Origin of the sequence: Streptomyces sp. MI02-7b, from assembly GCF_033793585.1 — a bacterium.
GTDB lineage: Bacteria > Actinomycetota > Actinomycetes > Streptomycetales > Streptomycetaceae > Actinacidiphila.
In genome coordinates, this window is the sequence record NZ_JARAWX010000025.1 from 94,848 (window position 1) to 115,788 (window position 20,941).

Below are 20,941 nucleotides of genomic sequence, written 5' to 3' on the forward strand. Positions count from 1 at the left end.
CCCCTCGCGGGTTCCCGCGCTCCCGGGGCCCGTTCCTGACTGCGGCGGGGGTGGTACGGCCCCACGCGCTCACCACACTGCCCGGCGGCGTCCCGAGGGGACTTCGCCGGGTAGCCGGCGGTTGCGGTCAGGCCGCCGCCGCCGGAGCCCCCGGGCCTGTCCACGTCTGACTGGTCTGAACGGATCGCGGCGCATTCGTGCACTCCGACTTGCCGATGCCTTGACGATCCGTTCCCCCGACGTTCAATCCGCCGTCTCTGCCGAGGCCGTGCGCCTCCCTAAGGTCCTTGAGCGTTGAGGAAGAAGGGACTCATGGACACACTCCTCGCAGTCCGTGCCCGCGGGATCACCAAACGATTCGGAGACGTTGTCGCACTCGACGCCATGTATCTGGATGTGACGCGGGGACAGGTGCACGGTCTGGTCGGGCCCAATGGCGCCGGCAAGACGACGCTGCTCGGCCTCCTTCTCGGGCTGGCGGTCGCCGACAGCGGCGGCCTCGAGATCCTGGGCACTCCGATCGGGCGCACGCTCGCCGCTCCTGACGGTGTCTCCGGTTTCGTGGACGGACCCGGCCTCTACCCGTCGCTCACCGCCAGGCAGAACCTTGCCACGCTCGCCGCACTCCGCGGCCAGGACGCGCGCGCGGCGGGGATCGACGAAGCGCTCGACCAGGTCGGGCTCACGGACGTCGCCGACGACCGGGCGCGCGGGTTCTCGCTCGGCATGCGGCAGCGGCTCGGGCTCGCCGCGGCGCTGCTCACCAAGCCCCGGTTGCTCGTGCTCGACGAACCCTCCAACGGCCTGGACCCGGCGGGCAAGAAGCACGTGTACGGCGTCATCACCCGGCTCGCGAACGAGGGAGCCGCGGTGGTGATCTCGAGCCACCACATGGAGGATCTCGAGGCGCTGTGCTCGGAGGTCACCATCCTCGCCACCGGACGGGTCGTCTTCTCCGGCCCGCTGGGCAAGCTGGCGGCCGAGAACCGCGAACTCGACTACCGGCTGCGGACCTCCGACCCGCGCGCCGCCCGTCGACTGGCCGCCGGCGCAGCCGGGATCCACGTCGTCGGCGACGCCGGGGCCCGGCACGACGAGGACGTGCTCGTCGTGCGCACGCTGGTGGCCGCCCTCGATGAACTGGTGGCGGGACTCGTGCGCGCGGGTATCGCGGTGCGCGAGCTCGCACCGGTGGTGTCGCCGCTCGAGGCGGCGTTCCTCGCCCTCACCGAACAGCCGGAGGCCGGCCGATGACCGCGACCGCCATAGTCGCCGACACCGCCGTCGGCAGCGCTTCGCGCGCCCCGGTCGCGCGTGTCTACCGTTTCGAACTGGTCAAGCTGGTCTCGCAATGGCGGATCCGCTTGCTCGTCCTGGCCTGCTGGATCGCGCCGGCGCTCTTCGTCGCGGCCGTGAGCCGGCAGAGCACGCTTCCCGTCGACACGCTCTTCGGGCGCTGGATGCTCGCGACGGGGTGGGCCGGGCCACTGGTGATGCTCGGATTCGCGGGGACGTGGGCGCTTCCGCTCGTGACCTCGGTGGTCGCCGGCGACGTGTTCGCCTCCGAGGACCGGCTCGGCACCTGGCGGCACCTGCTCGTCGCGGTCCGGTCGCCTCGGCGGATCTTCGCGGCGAAGACCCTCGCCAGTCTCACCGTCCTCGTGCTGCTCGTGGCCGGGCTGGCCTGCTCCAGCACCGTCGGGGGGCTCGCCGCGGTAGGCAACCGGCCGCTGGTCGGCCTCGACGGGCACCTCCTGGCGCCGTCCGACGCCGCCGTGCAGGTGCTGCTCGCCTGGCTCTGCGCACTCGCCCCCACCCTGGCCCTGGCCGGCATCGGCCTGCTGGGATCCATCGCGCTGGGGCGCTCTCCCATGGGGCTGCTGCTGCCCGCGCTCGTCGCGCTCGTGATGCAGGTCGCCCAGATGATGCCGCTGCCCGTCGCCGTACGCGTCGCTCTGCCCGGGTACGCCTTCATCGCCTGGAACGGTCTGTTCACCAGCCCCGTGCAGCTCGCGCCGCTGCTGATCGGCATCGCGGTCAGCCTGGTGTGGGCCGTGACCGCGACGGTGCTGGCGTATGTGCTCTTCCTGCGGCGCGACTTCACCAACCTGTCCGACGACGGCTCGTCGCGTCGCGTGGTCGTCGCCGGAGTCCTGCCGCTGGTGGGGCTGGCGGTCGCGACGGTCGCGATCGTCGCGGCAACGACCTCGGCCACGGGTTCCGGTATCGAGCAGGACAAGGTGCAGCGCTCGGTCGCCACCGCGTTCGCCCACCTCTACCGCATGCAGACCGACCAGCTCAACCGCCCCGCTGTCACCGAAGACCAGCTGAAGGCCACGGCGGCCTGCACCAAGGCCGGTGTCAGCGACAACGCCGAGGGGGCCGGGAACGACTGGCGTTGCGTCGTCTCCTGGCACCTGCCCGGTGTGGCCGCCACGGGGTCGGCCGTCTACCAGCTCGACATCACCCCGGACGGGCGGTTCGTCGCCGACGGCGACGGGCCGAAGGAAGTGAACGGCTACTTCCTGGTGCGGACTCGCGATGGGGACGCACCGAACCCGCTCTGGCAGTTCGACGGCAACGCCGAACTGCTCCCCACCTCGAAGGGATAACTCAACATGCAGGTCACACGTCGTCGCACGCCGGCCGGCAGGGCCGGCTCCGGCCTCCTCGGCCGCCACTTGGGCAGCCGCAGGAGCCTGACGCTGGCAGCCGCGACCGCTGTCGTCCTCGCGACCGGAACGGGCATCGGATTCGCCCAGACCACCCAGTTCGGCCACGACCAGGTGGGCCAGAGCACCCATCGCGGGCAGGTCGTCTCCAGCGACCAGTACATCGACCCCTATGGCGAGCGGCTCGTCATCGACAATGGCAAGATCATGTCGTCCTCGGTCAGCCCGGACGGCAGCCACCTCGCGGCCTCGATCACCGACGGCGGCATGGCGCTGGCCGTCGTGGACCTGAAGAACTGGAAGGTTCAGCAGCTCGTCGGCAACTCCGCGACGGCGGACCTGCGCATCAGCGGCAACGACGTGGGCCAGGAAGGCCCCACGTACTCGCCCGACGGTTCGCAGCTGTGGCTGGGCCAGACCGACGGCTACACCAAGTTCACGGTGAATCCCGACGGCAGCCTCGCCGACCCGGTGTCCATCAAGATCCCCGCGGACGGGTCGAAGCACGCACTGGTGGCCCAGCCCGTCTTCTCCGCCGACGGCTCCACCGTGTACGCCGCGGTCAACGGACAGAACCGCGTCGTCGCCATCGACACGGCGACCGGCACCGTCGAGCAGAGCTGGGCCGTCGGCAACGCCCCGCGCGGCATGGTCCAGGTCGGCGGCAAGCTCTACGTCAGCAACGAGGGCGGGCGGCCGGCGAGGCCCGGCGAGACCACCATCAACTCGTACGGAACCCAGGTGCCGGCCGACCCCGTGACCGGTGCCACCACCACGGGCACGGTCAGCGTCATCGACCTGGCGAACCCGGCCGCCGCCGTCGGGAGCATCGACGTCGGTCTGCACCCGACCGCGCTGTACGCCAGGAACGGGGCGCTGTTCGTCACGGACACCGCCACCAACGACGTGTCGGTCATCGACACCCGCAAGAACAAGGTCGTCCAGACCATCGCCACCCAGCCGTGGCCCGAGGCGTCCGTGGGCTACGAGCCCAACGCGGTGACGCTCACCGACGACGGCCACCTGCTGGTGACGCTGGGCCGTGCCGACGCGGTCGCCGTCTACCGGTACACGTCCCCGCAGGAGCCCGTCAGTTACGTCGGTCTGCTCCCGACGGACTACTTCCCCTCCGAGATCGCCACCGTCGGCAACCAGGTGGTCGTCTCCAACACCCGCGGCATCGACGCCCGCCGCCCCACCAACAGCACCGGGCACGGCACCCACGACACCACCTCGAGCGTGCAGCGGTTCACGCTCCCGAGCGACCACGTCATCAAGTCCGAGACGGCGAAGGTCTTCCAGCAGAACGGCTGGACGAAGGACTCGGTCAAACTGGCAAAGGCCAAGGCCAAGGGCAAGGGCCCGAAGCCCGTTCCGGTCCCGGAGAAGCTCGGCGACCCCTCGACGATCAAGCACGTCTTCCTGATCGTCAAGGAGAACCGCACCTACGACCAGCTCTTCGGCGACATCCCGCAGGGCAACGGCGACGCGTCCCTGGCCGAGTTCGGCGAGAACGTGACGCCGAACCAGCACGCGCTGGCCCGCCAGTTCGGCCTGTACGACAACACCTACGACATCGGCACGAACTCCGCCGAGGGTCACAACTGGCTGATGCAGGCCGACAACCCGGAGTACACCGAGTCCTCGGCCGGTGAGTACGCCCGCAGCTACGACACCGAGGACGACGCTCTCGGCCACCAGCGGACCGGCTTCCTGTGGACCGGCGCGCAGGCCGCGGGCCAGACCGTGCGGGACTTCGGCGAGTTCCACCAGTTCCTGGCCAAGCCCTCGGGCGCGAGCTGGCAGAACCTGTACTGCGACACCAAGAACATGCAGGCCACCGGGCAGGACACGGCCTACAACCTGACGTCGTCCTCCCCGATCCCGTCGCTCAACAGCGTCTCGGTCCCCGGCTTCGCGAAGTTCGACACCAGCGTCCCGGACGTCTACCGTGCCGAGATCTGGAAGCGTGACTTCGAGCAGAACGGTCCGGCGAACCTGAACATGTTCTGGCTCTCCAGCGACCACACCGGCGGGCCCGCCGGCCCCGCCGCCCAGGTCGCGGACAACGACCTCGCCGTCGGCCGCATGGTCGACGAGATCTCGCACAGCGCGTACTGGAAGGACTCCGCGATCTTCGTGGTCGAGGACGACTCCCAGGCCGGGCTCGACCACGTCGACGGCCACCGTGCCCCGGTCCAGATCATCAGCCCCTGGGCGGAGCACGGCGCTGTCGACAGCCACTACTACTCGCAGATCACGCTGATCCGGACCATCGAGCAGATCCTCGGGATCCACCCGATGAACCAGAAGGACAGCGCCGCCACTCCCATGTCCAAGGCGTTCACAAAGAAGGCGGACTACACACCGTTCACCGCACTGCCCAACCGGATCGCGCTGACCGACGGCCTGAAGACGCCGCCCGCCTGCGGTCTGGACACTCCGGCGCCGCAGAACCCCCACGCGGCGCCCGTGCCGTCGGAGAAGGTTCCCGCGGCCGAGCGGGCGGTCGCCGCTCAGTGGGAGGCCTGGCAGTCCAAGCAGCGGCTCACCGGGCCGAACGCCAAGCCGGACTTCGCCAATCCCGCGCAGATGAACCACTTCACGTGGTACCAGACGCACGCGTGGACGAAGCCGTACCCCGGTGAGGACAAGATTTTCGCTCCGGGCGACGTGCCCGGCGCCTACATCCCGTCGGCGGAGACCGACGACTGACGCACGTCTCCGATTCCCGCCCCGCGAACGGTTCTCCGGCGTCACGCCAGAGCCTGAGAACCGTTCGCCGCGGCCGGTCATGACGTCCCTGGCGCCGTGCCGGCCGCAGGGCGGCACGGCGTTCCGCGCGACTCAGCCCTCGTCGAGCAGCCAGCGCACCTCGCGGCGCAGCAGTTCGCGGCGGGTGGCGGACGCGTACGACTCGACGCCGTGCCCGAGCGCGTCGTAGACGGTCCGCTGCCGGCCCTCCGACCGGGCGAGCACCAGCGGGTGGTCGCGGCCGTCGAGGGGGTGCGCCAGGAGTACGTCCGCCGGCCGCAGCAGCTCCAGGTGGCTGTAGAGCTCGTCGTGCACCGTGACCTCGTCGAGGCCGGCGAGCACGGTCCCGGCCGCCGGGGTGAGCCGCTGCCGGCCGATGGGCGGATGCATCGACACACCCTCCGCCCAGCGCACCCCGAGGCGCCGCGCCCACGCCGGCACCGCCCCGAAGGTGTTCGCCGCGGCGTGGACGCCCAGAACCGGGCGGTCGGAGGCCAGGTGGTCGAGGAGGGCCGCCGAGGGTTCGGTCCCCGGTCCGGGCGGCGACGCCAGCCCGCTGTTGACGATCAAGAGGTCGGCGTCGGTCAGGCCCGCGCGGTCGCACCGGCCGGTGCTCTCCACCGTGCAGGTCCAGCCGGCGTCCTCCAGGCAGTCCGCGATGGCCTGCGATGTCGCCGTGAAGTCGTGCCAGGGGTCGTCGACCTCGGTCACGCCGGAGAGGATGACGATGCGGCTCACGGGATGCTCCAGGGGTGTGGCGCGGGCAGGGCGGGAACGGGGACGTCCGGGGGCACCAGGCCTTCCTCGCGCAGCCGCCCCCACAGTCCCGGCGGGATCTCGGTGGTCGCCCAGTCGAGGTTCTCACGCAGTTGGCCCTGCGAGGCGGGGCCGGTGAGAACACAGCCCACCGCCGGGTGTCCCAGCGGGAACTGGAGAGCGGCGGCTGCGCTCGGCACCCCGTACGCGCGGCAGATCCGCGCGATCCGCGCCACCGTGTGCCGGATCTCCTCGGTCACCGGCCGGTAGCGGAACTGCGGCTGGGCCACTCCCTCGATCAGCCCGCCGTGCATGGCCTGGGCCGCGATGACCGTGACCCCCCGGCGCTCGGCCTCGGGCAGCAGTTCGAGGCGGGCCTGCGAGTCCAGCAGGGTGTAGACGCCGGCCGCCAGCACCACGTCGATGTCGGTCTCCCGGATGAACCGGGCCAGCATGGGTGCCTGGACCATGCCGACCCCCACCGCGCCGATCACCCCCTCGTCCCGCAGCCGCGCGAGGGCGGGCCACGCGCCGTCCAGGGCCTGTTCCCAGTGGTGGTCGGGATCGTGGATGAAGACCATGTCCACCCGGTCGACGCCCAGCCGCCGCAGACTCTCGTCGAGGGAGGTGAGGACCCCGTCGTGGCTGAAGTCGTAGATCCACCCCGCCCCGGTGCGCGCGGTGTCCGGGTGCCCGGGCCGCACCAGCCGGCCGACCTTGGTGCTCAGCACGTACGAGTCCCGCGGCCGTCCCCGCAGCATCCATCCCAGAAGCAGTTCCGAGCGCCCGTCGCCGTACATCGGCGCCGTGTCGTAGTAGCGGAAGCCGCTGTCCCACGCCGCGGCCAGGCAGTCCATGGCCTGACCGGCCGGAACGGGCGGCTGCGCGATGGCCGCCGCCCCGAAGCCCAGCCGGGGCAGCGCCGCCACCACCGGTCGCCGGCCGGCACCGTGCCGCATCAGGCCTTCACTCCCCCGGACAGCAGGTCGACCCGCCAGTAGCGCTGCAACGAGAGGAACAGCAGGGCCAGCGGAATGATCGACAACAGTACGCCGATGACGACGATGGAGTACTGCGCGGCCTGGCCGCCGGTGATGATCAGCAGTCCGTACAGCCCCTCGGTCAGCGGGTAGAGGCGGTCGGTGTTGAGCATGACGAAGGGCAGCAGGAAGTTGTTCCAGATGGCGATGAACTGCAGGAGGAACACGGTCACGAGGGCCGGGGCCATGAGACGGGTGCCGATGGACCGGAAGATGCGCCACTCCGATCCCCCGTCCACGCGGGCCGCCTCCAGGATGTCGTCGCTGACCGAGGCCTCCGAATAGATCTTGCACAGGTAGATGGCGAACGGACTGACCAGCTGCGGGAGGATGACCGCAGCGTAGTTGTTGGTCAGCCCGACCTTCGCCAGCATCAGGAACTGCGGGATGGCCAGCATGATCTGCGGAAGCAGCACCGCGGCCACGATGATCCGGAACGTCCAGACGCTGCCGCGGAAGCGGTACTTGCCCAGGGCGTACCCGGCGCAGCCGCAGATGATCGTCGACAGCGCGGCGCCGCCGAAGGCGTAGATCACGGAGTTGAGCGCCCAGCGCGCGAAGATGCCGTCGTTGTACGTGAACAGCGCCTCGATGTTGGAGACGAAGCCGCCGTGGAACGAGGGGGTGAACGGCGCCGTGGAGAACAGCTCGTCGTTGGTCTTGGTGGACGCGATCACGATCCACAGCACGGGCAGCACGCAGTACAGGGCGCCGAGGGCCAGGATGATCGTGGGCATTAGATTGACGCGGCCGGAGGGCGTCCGCCGGCGCGCGGCCGCCGAGGCGGGCCCGGTGATGACGGCGGTCATCGCTCACTCCTTCGGGAGATCCTGCGCAGGATCAGGTTGGCGACCGCGGTGGCCGTGACGGTCATGACGATGAGCAGGAACGAGGTGGCCGCTCCCCGGTGGATGTCGTTGTTGACGAAGGCGTCGGTGTAGACGCGCATCAGAGGCACCCAGGTCGAGCTGATCGCGTTCGCGACGGGTTTCAGGGTGGTCGGTTCGTTGAACAGCTGCAGCGCGCCGATCAGGGAGAACACCGTCACCAGGGTCATGGTCGGCGCGAGCAGCGGCAGTTTGATGCGCAGCGCGATCTGCAGCTCGCTCGCTCCGTCGATCTCGGCGGCTTCGAACAGTTCGCGCGGCAGGGAGCGCAGCGTGGTGTAGAGCACCACCATGTTGAAGCCGAGCACGCCCCACACCGCCACGTTGGCGACCGAGAAGAACACCTGCCCGGAACCGAAGTAGTCGATGTGGTCACCGCCGATCGGGCTGGTCGCCGGCAGGTACATGAAGCCCCACAGCAGCGAGGCGATGACACCCGGGACGGCGTACGGCAGGAAGATGGCCAGTCGCGCGACGCCGACCAGCCGCGCCCGCTTCGCGTCGAGGCAGAGGGCGAACAGGGTGGCGAAGAAGATCGTGGCGGGCACGCCGATGCCCGCGACCAGCAGCATCCGCAGGATGCTGTGCCAGAACTCGGAGTCCGCGAGGGTGGCCCGGTAGTTCTCCAAGCCGGCGAAGACGTCCTTCGGGTCCTCGTTGCCGAGCAGGCCCCCGCCGATCTGCGGCTTGAGGAAGCTGAGCCAGAGGGCGTAGGCACCGGGGGCGACGGTGAACAGCAGGAACAGCAGCACCGCGGGGGCGAGCAGGAACTGCGGCAGGAACGTGCGCCGTCGCCGCCCGGGCCGGGACCGCGACGTCGGGACGAGGCCACCGGGGAACCGGCGGGGACCCGCGCCCGGGGGCGGTGTGCCGGGCCCGGGGCGTGGCCCCGCCTGCTCCTCGATGGCACTCATGAGCCCTTCTTCCCCTCGTGTCGGTGGATGGGTGCGGGTGGGTGGGTGCGGCCCGGTGGGTGCGCGGAGGCGAGTGGGTGCGCGGGCGGACGGTGGCCGGGTCAGCCGGTGACGTCGAAGCCGCGTTGCTTCATGTCGTCGACCGTCGCCCGCTGGATCTGGGGGAGCGCCGCGGACAGCGGCGTCTTGTTCTGCAGCGCGGCGGCGAAGGCGTTGGAGTAGCTGTCGAAGGTGACGTTGGCGTTCGGGCCCCAGATCTGGAACGTCCGCGCGTTGCCCGCCTGCTGGGCCATCAGTGTGTTGTAGTCCGGCTGGTTGGACATGAACGTCGGCGGCGTCTTGAGGGCGTCCAGCTGCTGGTTCGCCTTCGAGGCGGGGAACGCGGCGACCTTCTCGATGAGGATCTTCGCGCCGCCGGCCGAGGAGTTCATCCACTTGACGAACTTCGCGGCCTCCGCGGGGTGCTTGGAGTTGGCGGTCACCGCCTCGGTCTCACCGCCCCAGATGCCGACGGTCCGGTCACCCGGGGTCCAGGCGGGCAGCGGGGCCGCGACCCACTTGCCCGCGGTGTCCTTGGCGATTCCGGGCAACTGGTTGGGCGCCCACTGCGCGCTGACCCAGCCGACCAGGGTGCCGTTGTTCATGTCGGTGTTCCACTGCGGGGACCAGTTCGGCTCCGGGCTGACCAGTCCCTTCTGGACCAGACCGCCCCAGTAGTCGGCGACCTTCCTGGTGGGCGCGTCGTCGATGGCGACCGTCCACTTGCTGCCCGAGGCCGTCCACCAGTCGGCCCCCGCCTGCTGGGCTAGGCCCGCGAACCAGCCCGCGTCGGCAGCGGTGAAGTTGCCGATGAACTGCTTGGGGTTGTGCTGGTGGATGGTCTCGGCGGCGGCCGCGTACTCGTCCCACGTGGTCGGCGCCTTGAGGCCGAGCCGGTCGAAGACGTCCTTGCGGTAAAAGAAGATCATCGGGCAGATGTTCTGGGGAACGCCGTAGGTCTTGCCGTCGAACTGGACCTGGGCGAGGGATGCCTTGTCGAAGTCGCCCGACAGGTCGCCGACGTAGTCGTCGATCGGCACCACCACCTTGTTCGCGATCAGGGCGGGCAGCGCCTGGTACTCGACCTCGGTGATGTCCGGGTTCGTGCCGGCCCGGTTGTTCGTGATCAGCTTGTTGTACAGGGTGTAGCCCGTGCCGGACGGCTTGCTGAGTTTCACCTGCACGTCCGGGTTCAGCCGGTTCCACTCGTCGACCACGTCCTGCATGCCGCCGTCCCAGTTGACGTAGGTCAACGTGACGGGCCCTTTGCTCTTCCCGCCGGACGAGTCCTTCGACGAGCCGCAGGCCGCCAGGGTGGTCACGGCCGTGGTGGCGACCAGGCCGAGGATTGCCGCTCTCTTGAGATAGCCCCCGAGCACTTCGTTCTCCTTTGACGGTGTGGTTGCCGGGCCCGGTGTCCTGCTGCCGGGGTGCCCCGGATCGGGGTCAACTCCCCTGGGCCCAGGCCGGATAGGACACCGGAGCCGTCTGCAGGCCGACCCACTGCCGGCGGGTGAACGCGGCGAGCTGTCCTTCGCCACCGTGACGGGCGTAGCCGTCGTTGACGTGCACCTCGTTGCAGGTGACCCGTTCGGCGAAGGCGAGGCCGCGCAGCGGGTCGCCGGTGAAGACCGAGTTCATCAGGGTCCGGTGGCGGTTGACGAGCTCCAGGGCCTCGGCCTCGGAGTCCACCACGGTGATGGGCATGACGGGGCCGAAGGTCTCCTCGCAGAAGACGGGCATCTGCGGTGTGACGTCGGTCAGCACGGTCGGCTGGTAGAACTGCCCGTCGTAGGTGCCGCCCACGGCGACCTTCGCCCCTGCCGCGATGGACGGCTCGACGAGGCCGTCGTGGAAACGGGCCCGCTGGACGGCGCTGATCACCGGGCCGAGGTCGACCTCGTCGCGCAGCGGGTCGCCGACGCGGAGTTTGCGCACCCGCTCCACGACGGCTTCGGTGAAGGCGTCGGCCACCTCCCGGTGCACCAGGTGCCGCCCGGCGCTGATGCACGTCTGCCCCTGGTACCACAGCGACGACCAGACCGCGCAACTCGCCGCCTGGTCGATGTCCGCGTCGTCGAGGACGACGAAGGCGTTGTCCCCGCCGAGTTCGGTCACGACCGGCTTGCCGGCCCGGACGGCGAAGTCCGTGATCTCACGGCCGACGTCGAACGATCCGGTGAAGTGGATGAGGTCCAGCCCGGGGTGCCGGTAGAGCGCACTGCCGGTGCCCGGCCCGTCCCCCGGCAGCACGGCGAACACGCCCTCCGGTATCCCGGCGGCGCGGGCCGCCTCGGCGAGCACCTGGCCGCCGGCGATCGGGGTGAGCTCGGCGGGCTTGAGCACGACCGCGTTCCCGTAGGCCAGCCCTGGTGCCAGAGCCCGCATCGCCAGGCTCATCGGATAGTTCCACGGGACGATCAGGCCGATGACGCCCAGCGGCACCGCGCGCGACAGGGAGATCTTGCCGCCCTTGTACGGGGGAAGGATCGCGCCGGCGTTCTCGGTGAGCTGGGTGGCGGAGTTGAGCAGCTGGTTGACGGACTGCTCCAGCTCCTCCTCGGCCTTCTCGGCCATGGCGCCCGTCTCCCGGATGATGAGCTCGATCAGCTCGTCGTGGCGGCGGCCCAGCTCGGCGGCGAAGGCCCGGAGCACGGCGCACCGGGTGTTGGCGTCGATGTCCGCCCAGGCGGGCTGGGCCCGCCCGGCCGCGGCGACCGCACGGTCGACCTGCGCCGGGGACGCGTTCCCGTAGCGGCCGAACGCCGCTCCGGACCCCTTGTCGAGGACGGGCAGCCAGTCGGACGCGGGAGGTTCGAACCGGCCGTCGATGAACACCTCGGCGGTGTAGTCCACCGCCGCGGTCTGCGCATGACTCATCGGAGCACCCCTGTACGTATGTTGCGTTCGTGGGTCCGGTGTTGCGTTGTGTTCGCGGGTCGGGAATGCGCTTTCCGGCGAAAGTAGGAGCCCTCTTCGGCCAGTGTCAAGGGCCGGATCGGGATCCGCCGAACCGGTGGGGAACGAATGGAACAAGGCGTCATGAAAGCCGCCTTCTTGGTGCGCTGGGCGAGGTCGGTCGGGGGAGCGCGCGCTCGGCTCCCGCCCGACCGCACCCCTGGAGCATCGCCGATAGCCCTCGACGGGGGCGATGCCGGCCGGTCCGGAGCGGGCTCCCTTGACTGCCGAAACACCGGAAACCTACGGTGGGAATACGCATTCCAACCCTCGCGGAGGCACAGTGGCATCGACATCCGCCTCGGACACTCTGCACATCGCCATGAACGGCGTGACGGGCCGCATGGGTTATCGGCAGCACCTCACCCGCTCCATTCTCGAGATCCGGGAGCAGGGCGGCGTCATGCTGCCCGACGGCAGGCGCCTGCAGGTGGAGCCGGTCCTCGTCGGACGCGACGAGAGGCGGCTGCGCGAGATCGCCCGGCGCCACATGGTGCGGCGATGGAGCACCGACCTGACGGAGGTGCTCAAGGACCCCTCCGTCGACGTCTACTTCGACGCACAGGTGACCACGGCCCGCCCGGCGGCCCTGCGCGCCGCGATCGCGGCGGGCAAGCACGTCTTCGTGGAGAAACCCGTCGCCCCGACGCTCGACGAGGCGGTCGAACTGGCCGCGCTGGCCCGGGACTCCGGCCTCGTGGCCGGCGTGGTGCACGACAAGCTCTACCTGCCCGGCCTGCTCAAATTGCGCCGGCTGATCGACGAGGGCTTCTTCGGGCGCGTCCTTTCGTTGCGCGGCGAGTTCGGGTACTGGGTCTTCGAGGGCGACGTGCAGGTCCCCCAGCGCCCCTCGTGGAACTACCGCAGCCAGGACGGCGGCGGCGTGACCGTCGACATGTACTGCCACTGGAGCTACGTCCTGGAGAACCTGCTGGGGCCCGTCCGGGCGGTCACCGCCAGGACCGCCACGCACATCCCGGTCCGCTGGGACGAGCAGGGCAGGGAGTACCAGGCCACCGCCGACGACGCGGTGTACGGCATCTTCGAGATCGACGGCGGCGTCATCGCGCAGATCAACTCGTCGTGGGCGGTGCGTGTGCACCGCGACGAGCTCGTCGAGTTCCAGGTCGACGGCACCCACGGTTCGGCCGTGGCGGGTCTGCGCGGGTGCGTGGCCCAGCATCGCTCGCACACCCCCAGGCCGGTGTGGAACCCGGACCTCCCGGTCACCGAACCGTTCCGCGACCAGTGGCTCGACGTGCCGGCCAACGCCGAACAGGACAACGGGTTCAAGGTGCAGTGGGAAGAGTTCCTGCGCGACGTGGCGGCCGGCCGCCCGCACCGCCACGACCTGCTCTCCGCGGCGCGGGGCGTGCAGCTCGCGGAACTGGCCCTGCGCTCGTCCGACGAGGGCCGCCGGATGCAGGTCCCGGAGGTCACCCTGTGACCACGGACCGGGCTTCTGCTGGGACACCGCGCGGGAGGCGGCCGGCGGCCGGCCGGCCCACGTGGCGGGCTCCCGACCCCACGCACCGGATCGCCCGGACCGGCGCCCTGCTGTCGCAGGGCATGATGGGTGACGGCCACACAGCCCTCGCCGGCGTCGGCCGGTGGACGACCGCGTCCCGGAAGACCCGGAGCACCGACCAGTAGCGGCAGGACACGGACGGTCGGGGCGCCACCTCGACGGACGACTGCGACAACCGACATGAAAAGGTGAACGCGTGGCAGGGGTGACCCTCACCGACGTAGCCATCCGCGCGGGCGTCTCCCAGGCGACGGCCTCCCGGGTGCTCAACGGCTCCAGCCGCCGGCCCTCCCCGGCGGTCGTCGAGGCGGTCCGCCAGGCGGCGGAGGAGCTCGGCTACGTCTCCAACGCCCAGGCACGGGCCCTGGCGGGTGCCCAGACGGGCCTGGTCGGGCTGGTCGTCCACGACATCGCCGACCCGTACTTCTCGACCATCGCCTCGGGAGTGCAGGTCGAGGCCGCGCAGCGCGACCGCCAGGTACTGCTCGCGACCACGTTGCGCAGCACGGAGCAGGAGAACCGGGTGGTCGAGGCGTTCCTCAGCCACCGCACCGACGCCATCATCCTGGTCGGGTCGCGGCTGCACACCGACGACGGCCGGCGCGACCAGCAGCGGCTGACGGACCTGCTCGAACGCTACCGGGGCCTGGGCGGGAAGGTCGCCGTCATCGGCCAGCCGCTGCCCGGCACGCACACCATCGCTCCCGAGAACCGCGCCGGGGCGGCGGCACTGGCCAAGGCCCTCGTGGAACAGGGATCCAGGGACTTCGTCGTGCTGGCCGGCCCGCAGAAGCTCGCGACGGCCGTCGAACGCACCAACGGCTTCGTCCGGGAGCTGCGTCGTGCGGGCCGCAAACCGCTGGCGGTGGTGCCGGGCGAGTTCACCAGGGACGGGGGTTACGAGGCGGCGCAACAGGTCATCGCCTCGATCCGCCCGGAACGCCGATGGGGGGCCTGCGTCTTCGCGGTCAACGACGTGATGGCGCTGGGCGCGATGGCCGCCTTCCGTGCCGCCGGTCTGCGGACCCCGCGCGACGTCCTGGTCGCCGGCTTCGACGACATTCCGACGCTGCGTGACCACGACCCCGGTCTGTCCACCGTCGGGCTGCCGCTGCACGAGATGGGCCGGCGCGCGATCGAGATGGCCCTGGCCCCGGATGCCCGGGAGCAGTCGGTCACCCGGGTGGCCGGCCGGGTGATCCTGCGGGCGAGCACGAAGCCCCCGCGGCAGCGCGGCTGAGCGGCGGTTCCGTACGGCCGGGTGCCGGGACCGCGCGGCGGGGGAGGTGATGCCTGGCGCAGGGCCGGGCGTGACGCGCGGCGGGGCCCTTCGCCGCATGCGGAGGGCGTCCGCGTCGCTTCCGGCGTCGGAGAACGCCTGCGGGTGGCGCGCCGCGTCAACCGCGCGCTAGACAGGGCGGCTTCACCCGTGTCCCCGGGGTTCCTCCCGGACGACGCCGAGTGCCGGATCGTCCGGGCGGTATTGCATACAGTATCCGAGACTGGCTAAGGTCTGTCATGCGGCCGGCTGAAGCTCCCCATGACCCCGCAAGTCGGCGGCAACCGGTGCTGAACTCACCTCCTCAAGGGCGGAGCCAGGCATGACGACTTACGGCGACGACACCACCATGCGGCAGATCCTCACCGTCTCGGGCGACATCTGGGCCGTGGTGGGACTGTCCGACAACCCCGAACGAGCCGCCTACCGAGTGGCCGAGAAGCTGCGGCGCATCGGCAAGAGGATCGTCCCCGTCCATCCAAGGGCCGAGACCGTGCACGGCGAGCGGGGTTACGCCTCGCTCGGGGAGATCCCCTTCCCGGTGGATGTGGTGGACGTGTTCGTCAACTCCGCCCTCGCCGGGAGTATCGCGGACGAGGCGGTGGCCATCGGCGCGAAGGCGGTCTGGTTCCAATTGGACGTCGTCGACGAGGCCGCCTACGACAGGACGCGCGAGGCAGGTCTCCTCATGGTCATGGACCGCTCCCCCGGACGGGAGATATCGCGGCTGGGCTTGGGCTGACGCCCCCTCGCCCGCGTCGCGCCCGGCGTCCACGGGTGGCGCCGCGTTCCGGAGCGGCCGGGGCAGCGCATGCGTCGCCGGTCCGGTGAGCCGGTATCAGGCGCGCGGGTGGAGCGCGATGGTCCACGTGTGGACGGTGTGCTGCGTGGGACTCCTGTCCGGGTGGGGCTCGGCGATGACCGCGGTGATGTGGTCGCCGTCGCGGCGCAGCGCTCCGATGCGGCCCGGGGGCCGGCCGGGGGCGGCGGGCAGCAGTTCGGCGAGCACCGTGCCGTTCAGCCGGCGGTCGACCGCGCGCAGGACACCGCCGTCGAGGACCAGCATGGTGCCGTCGTCCAGGACCAGGGGCCGAGGGGCCTGGGGGTCGGTGAGGTGCGGGCCGCGTTCGATGACGCCGCCGGGCAGCAACCGGACGACCCGGCTGCGGGTCGGGTGGGCGCGGTCGGCCTCGACGACACGGACGCCGGTGCCGACGACGTAGTGGCCGTAGCTGCGCCAGGAATCCACCATGTCGCCGTCGCGGTCGTGCTCCCAGGTGTCGAAGAACGAGTAACCCTCCAGGCCGAGCAGGAAGCGACCGCCGCGGAGTGCCGCGCCGCGCTCCCCGCGCAGTTCGGCGATGAGGGTACCGTCCGCGAGGTCGAGCAGCAGGGCCGGCCCGAGGAGCCCCCAGGGGGTGTATTCGAGGGAGTCCGTGGTGACCAGGACCCGCCCGCCCGAGATGTGGGCGGCGTTGGGACGGCCTGAGAAGCGGTGCGTCCAGCGGGTGCGGCCCGAGGCGTCGGCGCAGCTGATCTCCCCGACCGCGCCATGGACGCGCAAATCGTCCCGCCGCGCGAGCGGCTCGCCTTCTGAACGGGCGCGCTCGTACGGCGGGTGGCCGATCGCTTGTTCGTGGTTCAGCACAGTGGCCCGCCAGGGCGCGGAGATCGCCCCCTCGGTGCCGCCGCTCTCCTCGGGACGTGGCATGGCCGCGATACTAGTGCCGCCTCGGGCATGCCGTGGACACCCCGCGGCCGCGGATGCGAGACGGGGGCACCCCACCCCGAGGTCACACGTGTATCGCCCACACCGTGCCGCCGGCGTCGAGAACGACGACCGAGTCGCCGCTCGCGCCGGGCTCGCTCACCGCCGTGCCGTCGAACTCGCCTGTCCAGAGCGTGCGGCCGTTCTCCGCTCCGACGATCCGCACGCTGGTCCAGTGCCGGAACACGCGTGCCTGCTCCTTCCGGGAGAGCAGGGCGTACGTACCGGCGGCCTGCACCCACCGGGTATCGGCGTGCCACCGTTGCCTGCCGTCGTCGGCGGCCAGGCACACCAGTCCCGATCCCGTGGACAGGACGAACCCGCCCGCCACGCTCGTTGTCGCCCGCGCCTCCAGGCCGACCTCCTCGTACGTGCTGCCGTACGTCCACGCCTGCTCGCCGGTGAGTCCGTCCAGTGCGGTCGGTTTCCGGCGGGACCCCGCGGCCAGCGGAAGGAACACCGTGGTGCCCGACACCAGCTCGTCGAGCGGTTGCAGGGCCCCGACGACGAAGGCGTCGGGTTCGGTCGTCTGGAACGGACTCCGCCACATCACCTCACCCGTGTCCGCCTTGCGGCAGACGAGGTCGACGGGGACCGCCTTGCCGGCCTCGTAGCAGAGCAGGCCCTCACCCAGGGACTGCGCCGAGTCGCCCAGCGGTTCGAAGCCCGAGCGCGTCCACAGTTTCTTGCCCGTCCTGCCGAGCAGCGCGGTTCCGTCGCCGCAGACGATGAGGTCGCCGGCCAGGAGCGACGTGGCGCCATAGGGGGAGCTCACATCGGCCGCCCATCGCTCGTCGCCGGTGCGCGGATCGATTCCCGTGACGTACCCGTCCCTTTCGATGATCAGCAGGCCGCTGGGCCGGTGCACGTCCAATCCCATGGCGCCGTAGGAGACGGACCTCCCCCACCGGCGCTCGCCGGTTGCCGCGTCGAAGGCCTGCACGAGTCCGCCTTTGTCAGCGGGGTCCTCGGTCAGGGCGAGCACCGTGCCGCCGACGACCGTGAAGCGTGCTTCCCGGGCCCAGGCCGCGTCGAGGGACAACTTCCACAGAGGCTTTCCCGTAGCAAGGTCGAAGGTGTGGAGCGCGGCGGTCTTCTTGTAGTAGTGACCGGCTCCTACATGGCACCGGCCGTCGGCAACGACGACGTCCGGACCGTCGGAGTTGTAGACGTCGACATCGGCGATGCTCTGCGACCAGGCGACCGGGTCCCTCGTGGGGTCGCCGAACAAGTACACCGCCGCCGCACCTGCGGCGACCACGCCCGCGGCGGCGCCCGCACCGCTGCGGAGCAGGCTGCGCCGGCTCACGCCCGATCCGGCCGGTGGCTCGGCGGGCGCCCGCACGGTGGCCACCGCCGCGGGATCGCCGGGCAGGGAGGCAGCCGAAGGCGGCGAACTCGCCGCGGACGCCCCGCTGTCGGCGACGGTGGGGGTGTGACGACGAGTCGCGGGGACGGCCTGCCGCGCGGCACCGACGCGGCGCAGTTCCCCGGCGAGCACAGCGGCCGATGCGTACCGCTCGCGCGGGTCCTTGGCCAGCAGCCGACCGACCAGGCGGTCCCACGGTGCGGAGACGCCGGGGGCGATGCTGCTCGGGGCGGGGGCCGGATCGTGCAGGTGCGCCGTGACGTACCCGAGGGAGTCCGGAGCGTCGAACGGCAGTCGACCGGTGAGCAGTTCGAACAGCACGCACCCGAGGGAGTACAGGTCGCTGCGCTGCTCGGGGCGCCCGCGTGCCTGCTCCGGTGCCATGTACGCGGCCGTGCCCACCACGAATCCGGTGTGTGTCAGCCGGTCACCGGTGGCCGAGGCGTCGGCGGCGCGGGCGATCCCGAAGTCGAGCACCTTCAGGCTGCGACCGGAGGCCGCGACGAACAGGTTCGCCGGCTTGATGTCGCGGTGCAGGATGCCGGCGGCATGCGCCTCCCCCAGCGCGTCGCACACCTGCGCCCCCCAGTGCGCCACGTCCTCCTCGGCGACAGGTCCGCGCCGGACGACGGCGTCCAGTCCCTCGCCCCGGAGCAGTTCCATCACCAGGAACGGCGTCGTGCCCTGCCCGGTCGGCGCCTCACCGAGGTCGTGGACGGTGACGATGTGGGGATGCTGAAGCGCCGCGGTGATCCGTGCCTCCCGCAGAAACCGGGCGCGCGCCTCGTCGGCCCGGCTGCCGCCGCCCGCGAGGACCGAGATCACCTTGACCGCGACCGGCCGCCGGAGAGTCGCGTCGTGGCCCTCCCACACCTCCCCCATCCCGCCGCTCCCCAGCGGGCGTACGAGGCGGTAGCGGTCAGCGAGTATCAGATCCCGGTCGTCCACGGCCCCAAGTCCCCCGGCTGTCAGCGGTCTTCCCTCGGCAGCGTTGATCGTAGACCGTGCCCCCCGATCGCGCGGGACCCGGTCTCACCAGGCCGGCACGGCTGACGCGGGACCGGACCGTCCGGATCCGCCGCCGGCCCGCAGTGGCCTGGGGCACTGCCTATGACCAATTCCAAGGGATGCCTGCGGAGGGTGCGGGGTGGGCGGTCAGGCGTCGGGGTCGACTTCGGGGTGCGTGAACCGCACGGGCTTGCCCAGCGAGCGGGCGTAGGCGATTTCGGCTCGGGTGCTGTCTCCGATGTAGCCGCCGACGACGAGCACCTCGTCGGCGAGCCGGATCTTCGCCCGGTGCAGATCGTCGAGTCGGACCTTCAGCGCCTCGGCCTCGACAGGATCGGACCAGAGTTCGTGCGGCGACTTCATGTCACAGCCCGGTTTGACGACCATCTTTCCGGCTGCGGTCTCCCGCAGATCGGCCTCGTTCATCTCGGTCATGAAGCGGGTGGAGCCGCAGATCACGACGATAGGCGGGAGACTCAACAGCTTCTTCGCGTCGGCGAGCTTCTCCTCGGGGGTGAGCAGTTGCGAGGATGACACTGGTTCCTCCTGGTGGTGTGGTCCAAGGGGTGCCTGCGGAGACGAGAACGAGGGCGCCCAAGATCGTTTCGTGACGAACGACGTGGACTCCCTCTTGAGCGCACTCTATGCGACGACCCACGACATGCTGAAGGAGCATCCCGACCTGGCGCCGCGGCGCCCGCCGGTCGGCATCCCGGCCTGAGCACTGCCGGACCGGTCACCCTCGCCACGATGCAGGCCGTACTCGGCTGCACCTCCGAGGCCACATGGATCCACCATGCTCCCCCCTGCCCCAGCAGCCCGGCCACGGCAGGCGGCTGCGCAAGGCCGCCGCTCAGATGCGAAGCGTCAACCGGATCCTGGCCACCACCACCTCGGTGTGGAGCGACGACGTCCGGGTCGTGGGACTCCACCCCGGTGGAATTGCGGCCGCTCCCGCGAAACCGTCAAACGCTGCAACCTGCGAGGTCGGGCTGGATGCGGCTCCTGCACCAGCCGCAGCCGCTTCTTCCGGGGCCTGCGCCTGCCACCCGGTCTGCCCCTCAGGGCCTGCCATCCAGAAGGGGAAGCCGGGTCGCCTCAGGCGAAGTCCTGCTCCGCATCCACGCCGCACAGGCGCAGGAGTTCGATCACGTGCCGGTCGAGCTCTTCGCCGACCTCCGTCACTTCCGCGTTGCCCAGACTCCCGAACTCGTCACTGGGGCGATGCGTGGCGAAGACGGCATCGCCGTTCTCATCGCTCCACACCAGCATCCGCAGCGGCGCGTAAAGCAGGGCCCGGGGGTCGTGACGGAACATACGCTCGGCGATGACGTGGTTCCCGATCAAGTACTCCATGGACTTGGTCGAACCACCCGTGAGCTTCATGACCTGGGTACCGCTGATCCGCCCGTAGCGGATCAGATCATGAGGTGCGTTCACCGCCATGGCTTCACGGACATCGTCCCAGGTGCCGCCGGCTTCCTCGATGAGCTCGTACACCGTCGCATCGAGAGGCGGAGCCGCCTTCTCGAGGGCGGTGATGAATTCGGCGTAAGGAACACCCGTGTGGACCTCTACGCGCTTCACGACGTGGCTCTCGCTGGGCAAGTCGAACCCCCTCGCATGGGGTGGCGGTATTGCGAGCCTAGGCAGGGCGGTCGGAACCGGCAACTCGGCGTCCGCTCGGTCCGCGCGCGGGCCCGGCCGGCACCGCCGCGACCGCTCCCTCGACCGTCGTCAGAGCGAGCGTCCCCCTGGCCGCCGACACCGTTCTCCAGCCCGGGCCGGCTGACCACTAACCCCTTTCCGCGGGACCGGCCACCAGCCTGACGGTGGCCTCAACAGTGGGGACTGCAAAAAGAACGGTGTAAGACCGACCGGCAATAGGTGGCCGCTGTGCGTCTGGGAGATGGTCTGGATGCGGCACGGGCACGGGCCTGCGTGATCATGGAGTTCTCTACGCTCAGTG

At 70.7% G+C, this 20,941-nt stretch carries 16 protein-coding genes; 6 read left to right on the forward strand and 10 right to left on the reverse strand.

The window, feature by feature from the left end; all coding sequences use genetic code 11:
- Nucleotides 1-312: 312 nt before the first annotated feature.
- The 3 genes from PV364_RS32500 to PV364_RS32510 are packed head-to-tail and all read left to right on the forward strand — an operon-like array spanning nucleotide 313 to nucleotide 5,387.
- On the forward strand, nucleotides 313-1,254 hold the full coding sequence (locus PV364_RS32500) for an ABC transporter ATP-binding protein (protein WP_319664122.1): 942 nt from the start codon (nucleotides 313-315) through the stop codon (nucleotides 1,252-1,254).
- Nucleotides 1,251-2,612, forward strand: coding sequence for an ABC transporter permease (locus PV364_RS32505; RefSeq protein WP_319664123.1), 1,362 nt, complete (start codon nucleotides 1,251-1,253; stop codon nucleotides 2,610-2,612). Before PV364_RS32500 ends, PV364_RS32505 begins: the two co-directional genes overlap by 4 nt.
- Nucleotides 2,613-2,618: 6 nt before the next feature.
- The gene (locus PV364_RS32510; protein WP_319664124.1) at nucleotides 2,619-5,387 is read left to right on the forward strand and encodes a bifunctional YncE family protein/alkaline phosphatase family protein; all 2,769 of its coding nucleotides are present in this window, start codon (nucleotides 2,619-2,621) and stop codon (nucleotides 5,385-5,387) included.
- Nucleotides 5,388-5,519: 132 nt separating this feature from the next.
- Here the strand turns inward: PV364_RS32510 and PV364_RS32515 are convergent, their stop codons facing one another.
- From PV364_RS32515 to PV364_RS32540, 6 genes are all read right to left on the reverse strand, one after another.
- Nucleotides 5,520-6,164, reverse strand: coding sequence for a ThuA domain-containing protein (locus PV364_RS32515; RefSeq protein ID WP_319664125.1), 645 nt, complete (start codon nucleotides 6,162-6,164; stop codon nucleotides 5,520-5,522).
- Nucleotides 6,161-7,141 carry an aldo/keto reductase gene (locus tag PV364_RS32520; protein ID WP_319664126.1) on the reverse strand — a complete coding sequence of 327 codons (981 nt, stop codon included), beginning with the start codon at nucleotides 7,139-7,141 and terminating at the stop codon, nucleotides 6,161-6,163. Before PV364_RS32520 ends, PV364_RS32515 begins: the two co-directional genes overlap by 4 nt.
- Nucleotides 7,141-8,031, reverse strand: a complete 891-nt coding sequence (locus PV364_RS32525; protein ID WP_319664127.1) for a carbohydrate ABC transporter permease — start codon at nucleotides 8,029-8,031, stop codon at nucleotides 7,141-7,143. The genes PV364_RS32520 and PV364_RS32525 overlap by 1 nt, the downstream gene beginning before the upstream one ends.
- Complete coding sequence (locus tag PV364_RS32530) at nucleotides 8,028-9,023, reverse strand: sugar ABC transporter permease (RefSeq protein WP_319664128.1); 996 nt, start codon at nucleotides 9,021-9,023, stop codon at nucleotides 8,028-8,030. Before PV364_RS32530 ends, PV364_RS32525 begins: the two co-directional genes overlap by 4 nt.
- 101 nt (nucleotides 9,024-9,124) lie before the next feature.
- Nucleotides 9,125-10,441: a sugar ABC transporter substrate-binding protein gene (locus tag PV364_RS32535; protein WP_319664129.1), complete on the reverse strand. Its 1,317-nt coding sequence runs from the start codon at nucleotides 10,439-10,441 to the stop codon at nucleotides 9,125-9,127.
- A 67-nt stretch (nucleotides 10,442-10,508) separates the two neighbouring features.
- The gene (locus PV364_RS32540; protein ID WP_319664130.1) at nucleotides 10,509-11,942 is read right to left on the reverse strand and encodes an aldehyde dehydrogenase family protein; all 1,434 of its coding nucleotides are present in this window, start codon (nucleotides 11,940-11,942) and stop codon (nucleotides 10,509-10,511) included.
- Between the two features lie 400 nt (nucleotides 11,943-12,342).
- On the opposite strand from PV364_RS32540, the gene PV364_RS32545 reads away from it, so the two are divergent.
- The 3 genes from PV364_RS32545 to PV364_RS32555 all read left to right on the forward strand — a co-directional run bounded on the left by PV364_RS32545 (nucleotide 12,343) and on the right by PV364_RS32555 (nucleotide 15,569).
- Nucleotides 12,343-13,467, forward strand: a complete 1,125-nt coding sequence (locus PV364_RS32545) for a Gfo/Idh/MocA family oxidoreductase (RefSeq protein ID WP_319664149.1) — start codon at nucleotides 12,343-12,345, stop codon at nucleotides 13,465-13,467.
- A gap of 277 nt (nucleotides 13,468-13,744) precedes the next feature.
- Nucleotides 13,745-14,788, forward strand: a complete 1,044-nt coding sequence (locus PV364_RS32550; RefSeq protein ID WP_319664132.1) for a LacI family DNA-binding transcriptional regulator — start codon at nucleotides 13,745-13,747, stop codon at nucleotides 14,786-14,788.
- 361 nt (nucleotides 14,789-15,149) lie between these two features.
- Nucleotides 15,150-15,569 (forward strand): CoA-binding protein, encoded by a 420-nt coding sequence (locus PV364_RS32555; RefSeq protein ID WP_319664133.1) that lies wholly within the window; start codon nucleotides 15,150-15,152, stop codon nucleotides 15,567-15,569.
- Between the two features lie 96 nt (nucleotides 15,570-15,665).
- Here the strand turns inward: PV364_RS32555 and PV364_RS32560 are convergent, their stop codons facing one another.
- The 4 genes from PV364_RS32560 to PV364_RS32575 form a co-directional block, all read right to left on the reverse strand.
- Entirely contained in the window at nucleotides 15,666-16,538 is an 873-nt protein-coding gene (locus PV364_RS32560; protein WP_319664134.1) for a hypothetical protein, read from the reverse strand.
- An 82-nt stretch (nucleotides 16,539-16,620) separates the two neighbouring features.
- Entirely contained in the window at nucleotides 16,621-18,912 is a 2,292-nt protein-coding gene (locus tag PV364_RS32565) for a protein kinase domain-containing protein (protein ID WP_319664136.1), read from the reverse strand.
- 207 nt (nucleotides 18,913-19,119) lie between these two features.
- Nucleotides 19,120-19,509 carry a hypothetical protein gene (locus PV364_RS32570; RefSeq protein ID WP_319664137.1) on the reverse strand — a complete coding sequence of 130 codons (390 nt, stop codon included), beginning with the start codon at nucleotides 19,507-19,509 and terminating at the stop codon, nucleotides 19,120-19,122.
- Between the two features lie 561 nt (nucleotides 19,510-20,070).
- Nucleotides 20,071-20,580 (reverse strand): DUF302 domain-containing protein, encoded by a 510-nt coding sequence (locus tag PV364_RS32575; RefSeq protein WP_319664139.1) that lies wholly within the window; start codon nucleotides 20,578-20,580, stop codon nucleotides 20,071-20,073.
- Between the last annotated feature and the right edge of the window lie 361 nt (nucleotides 20,581-20,941).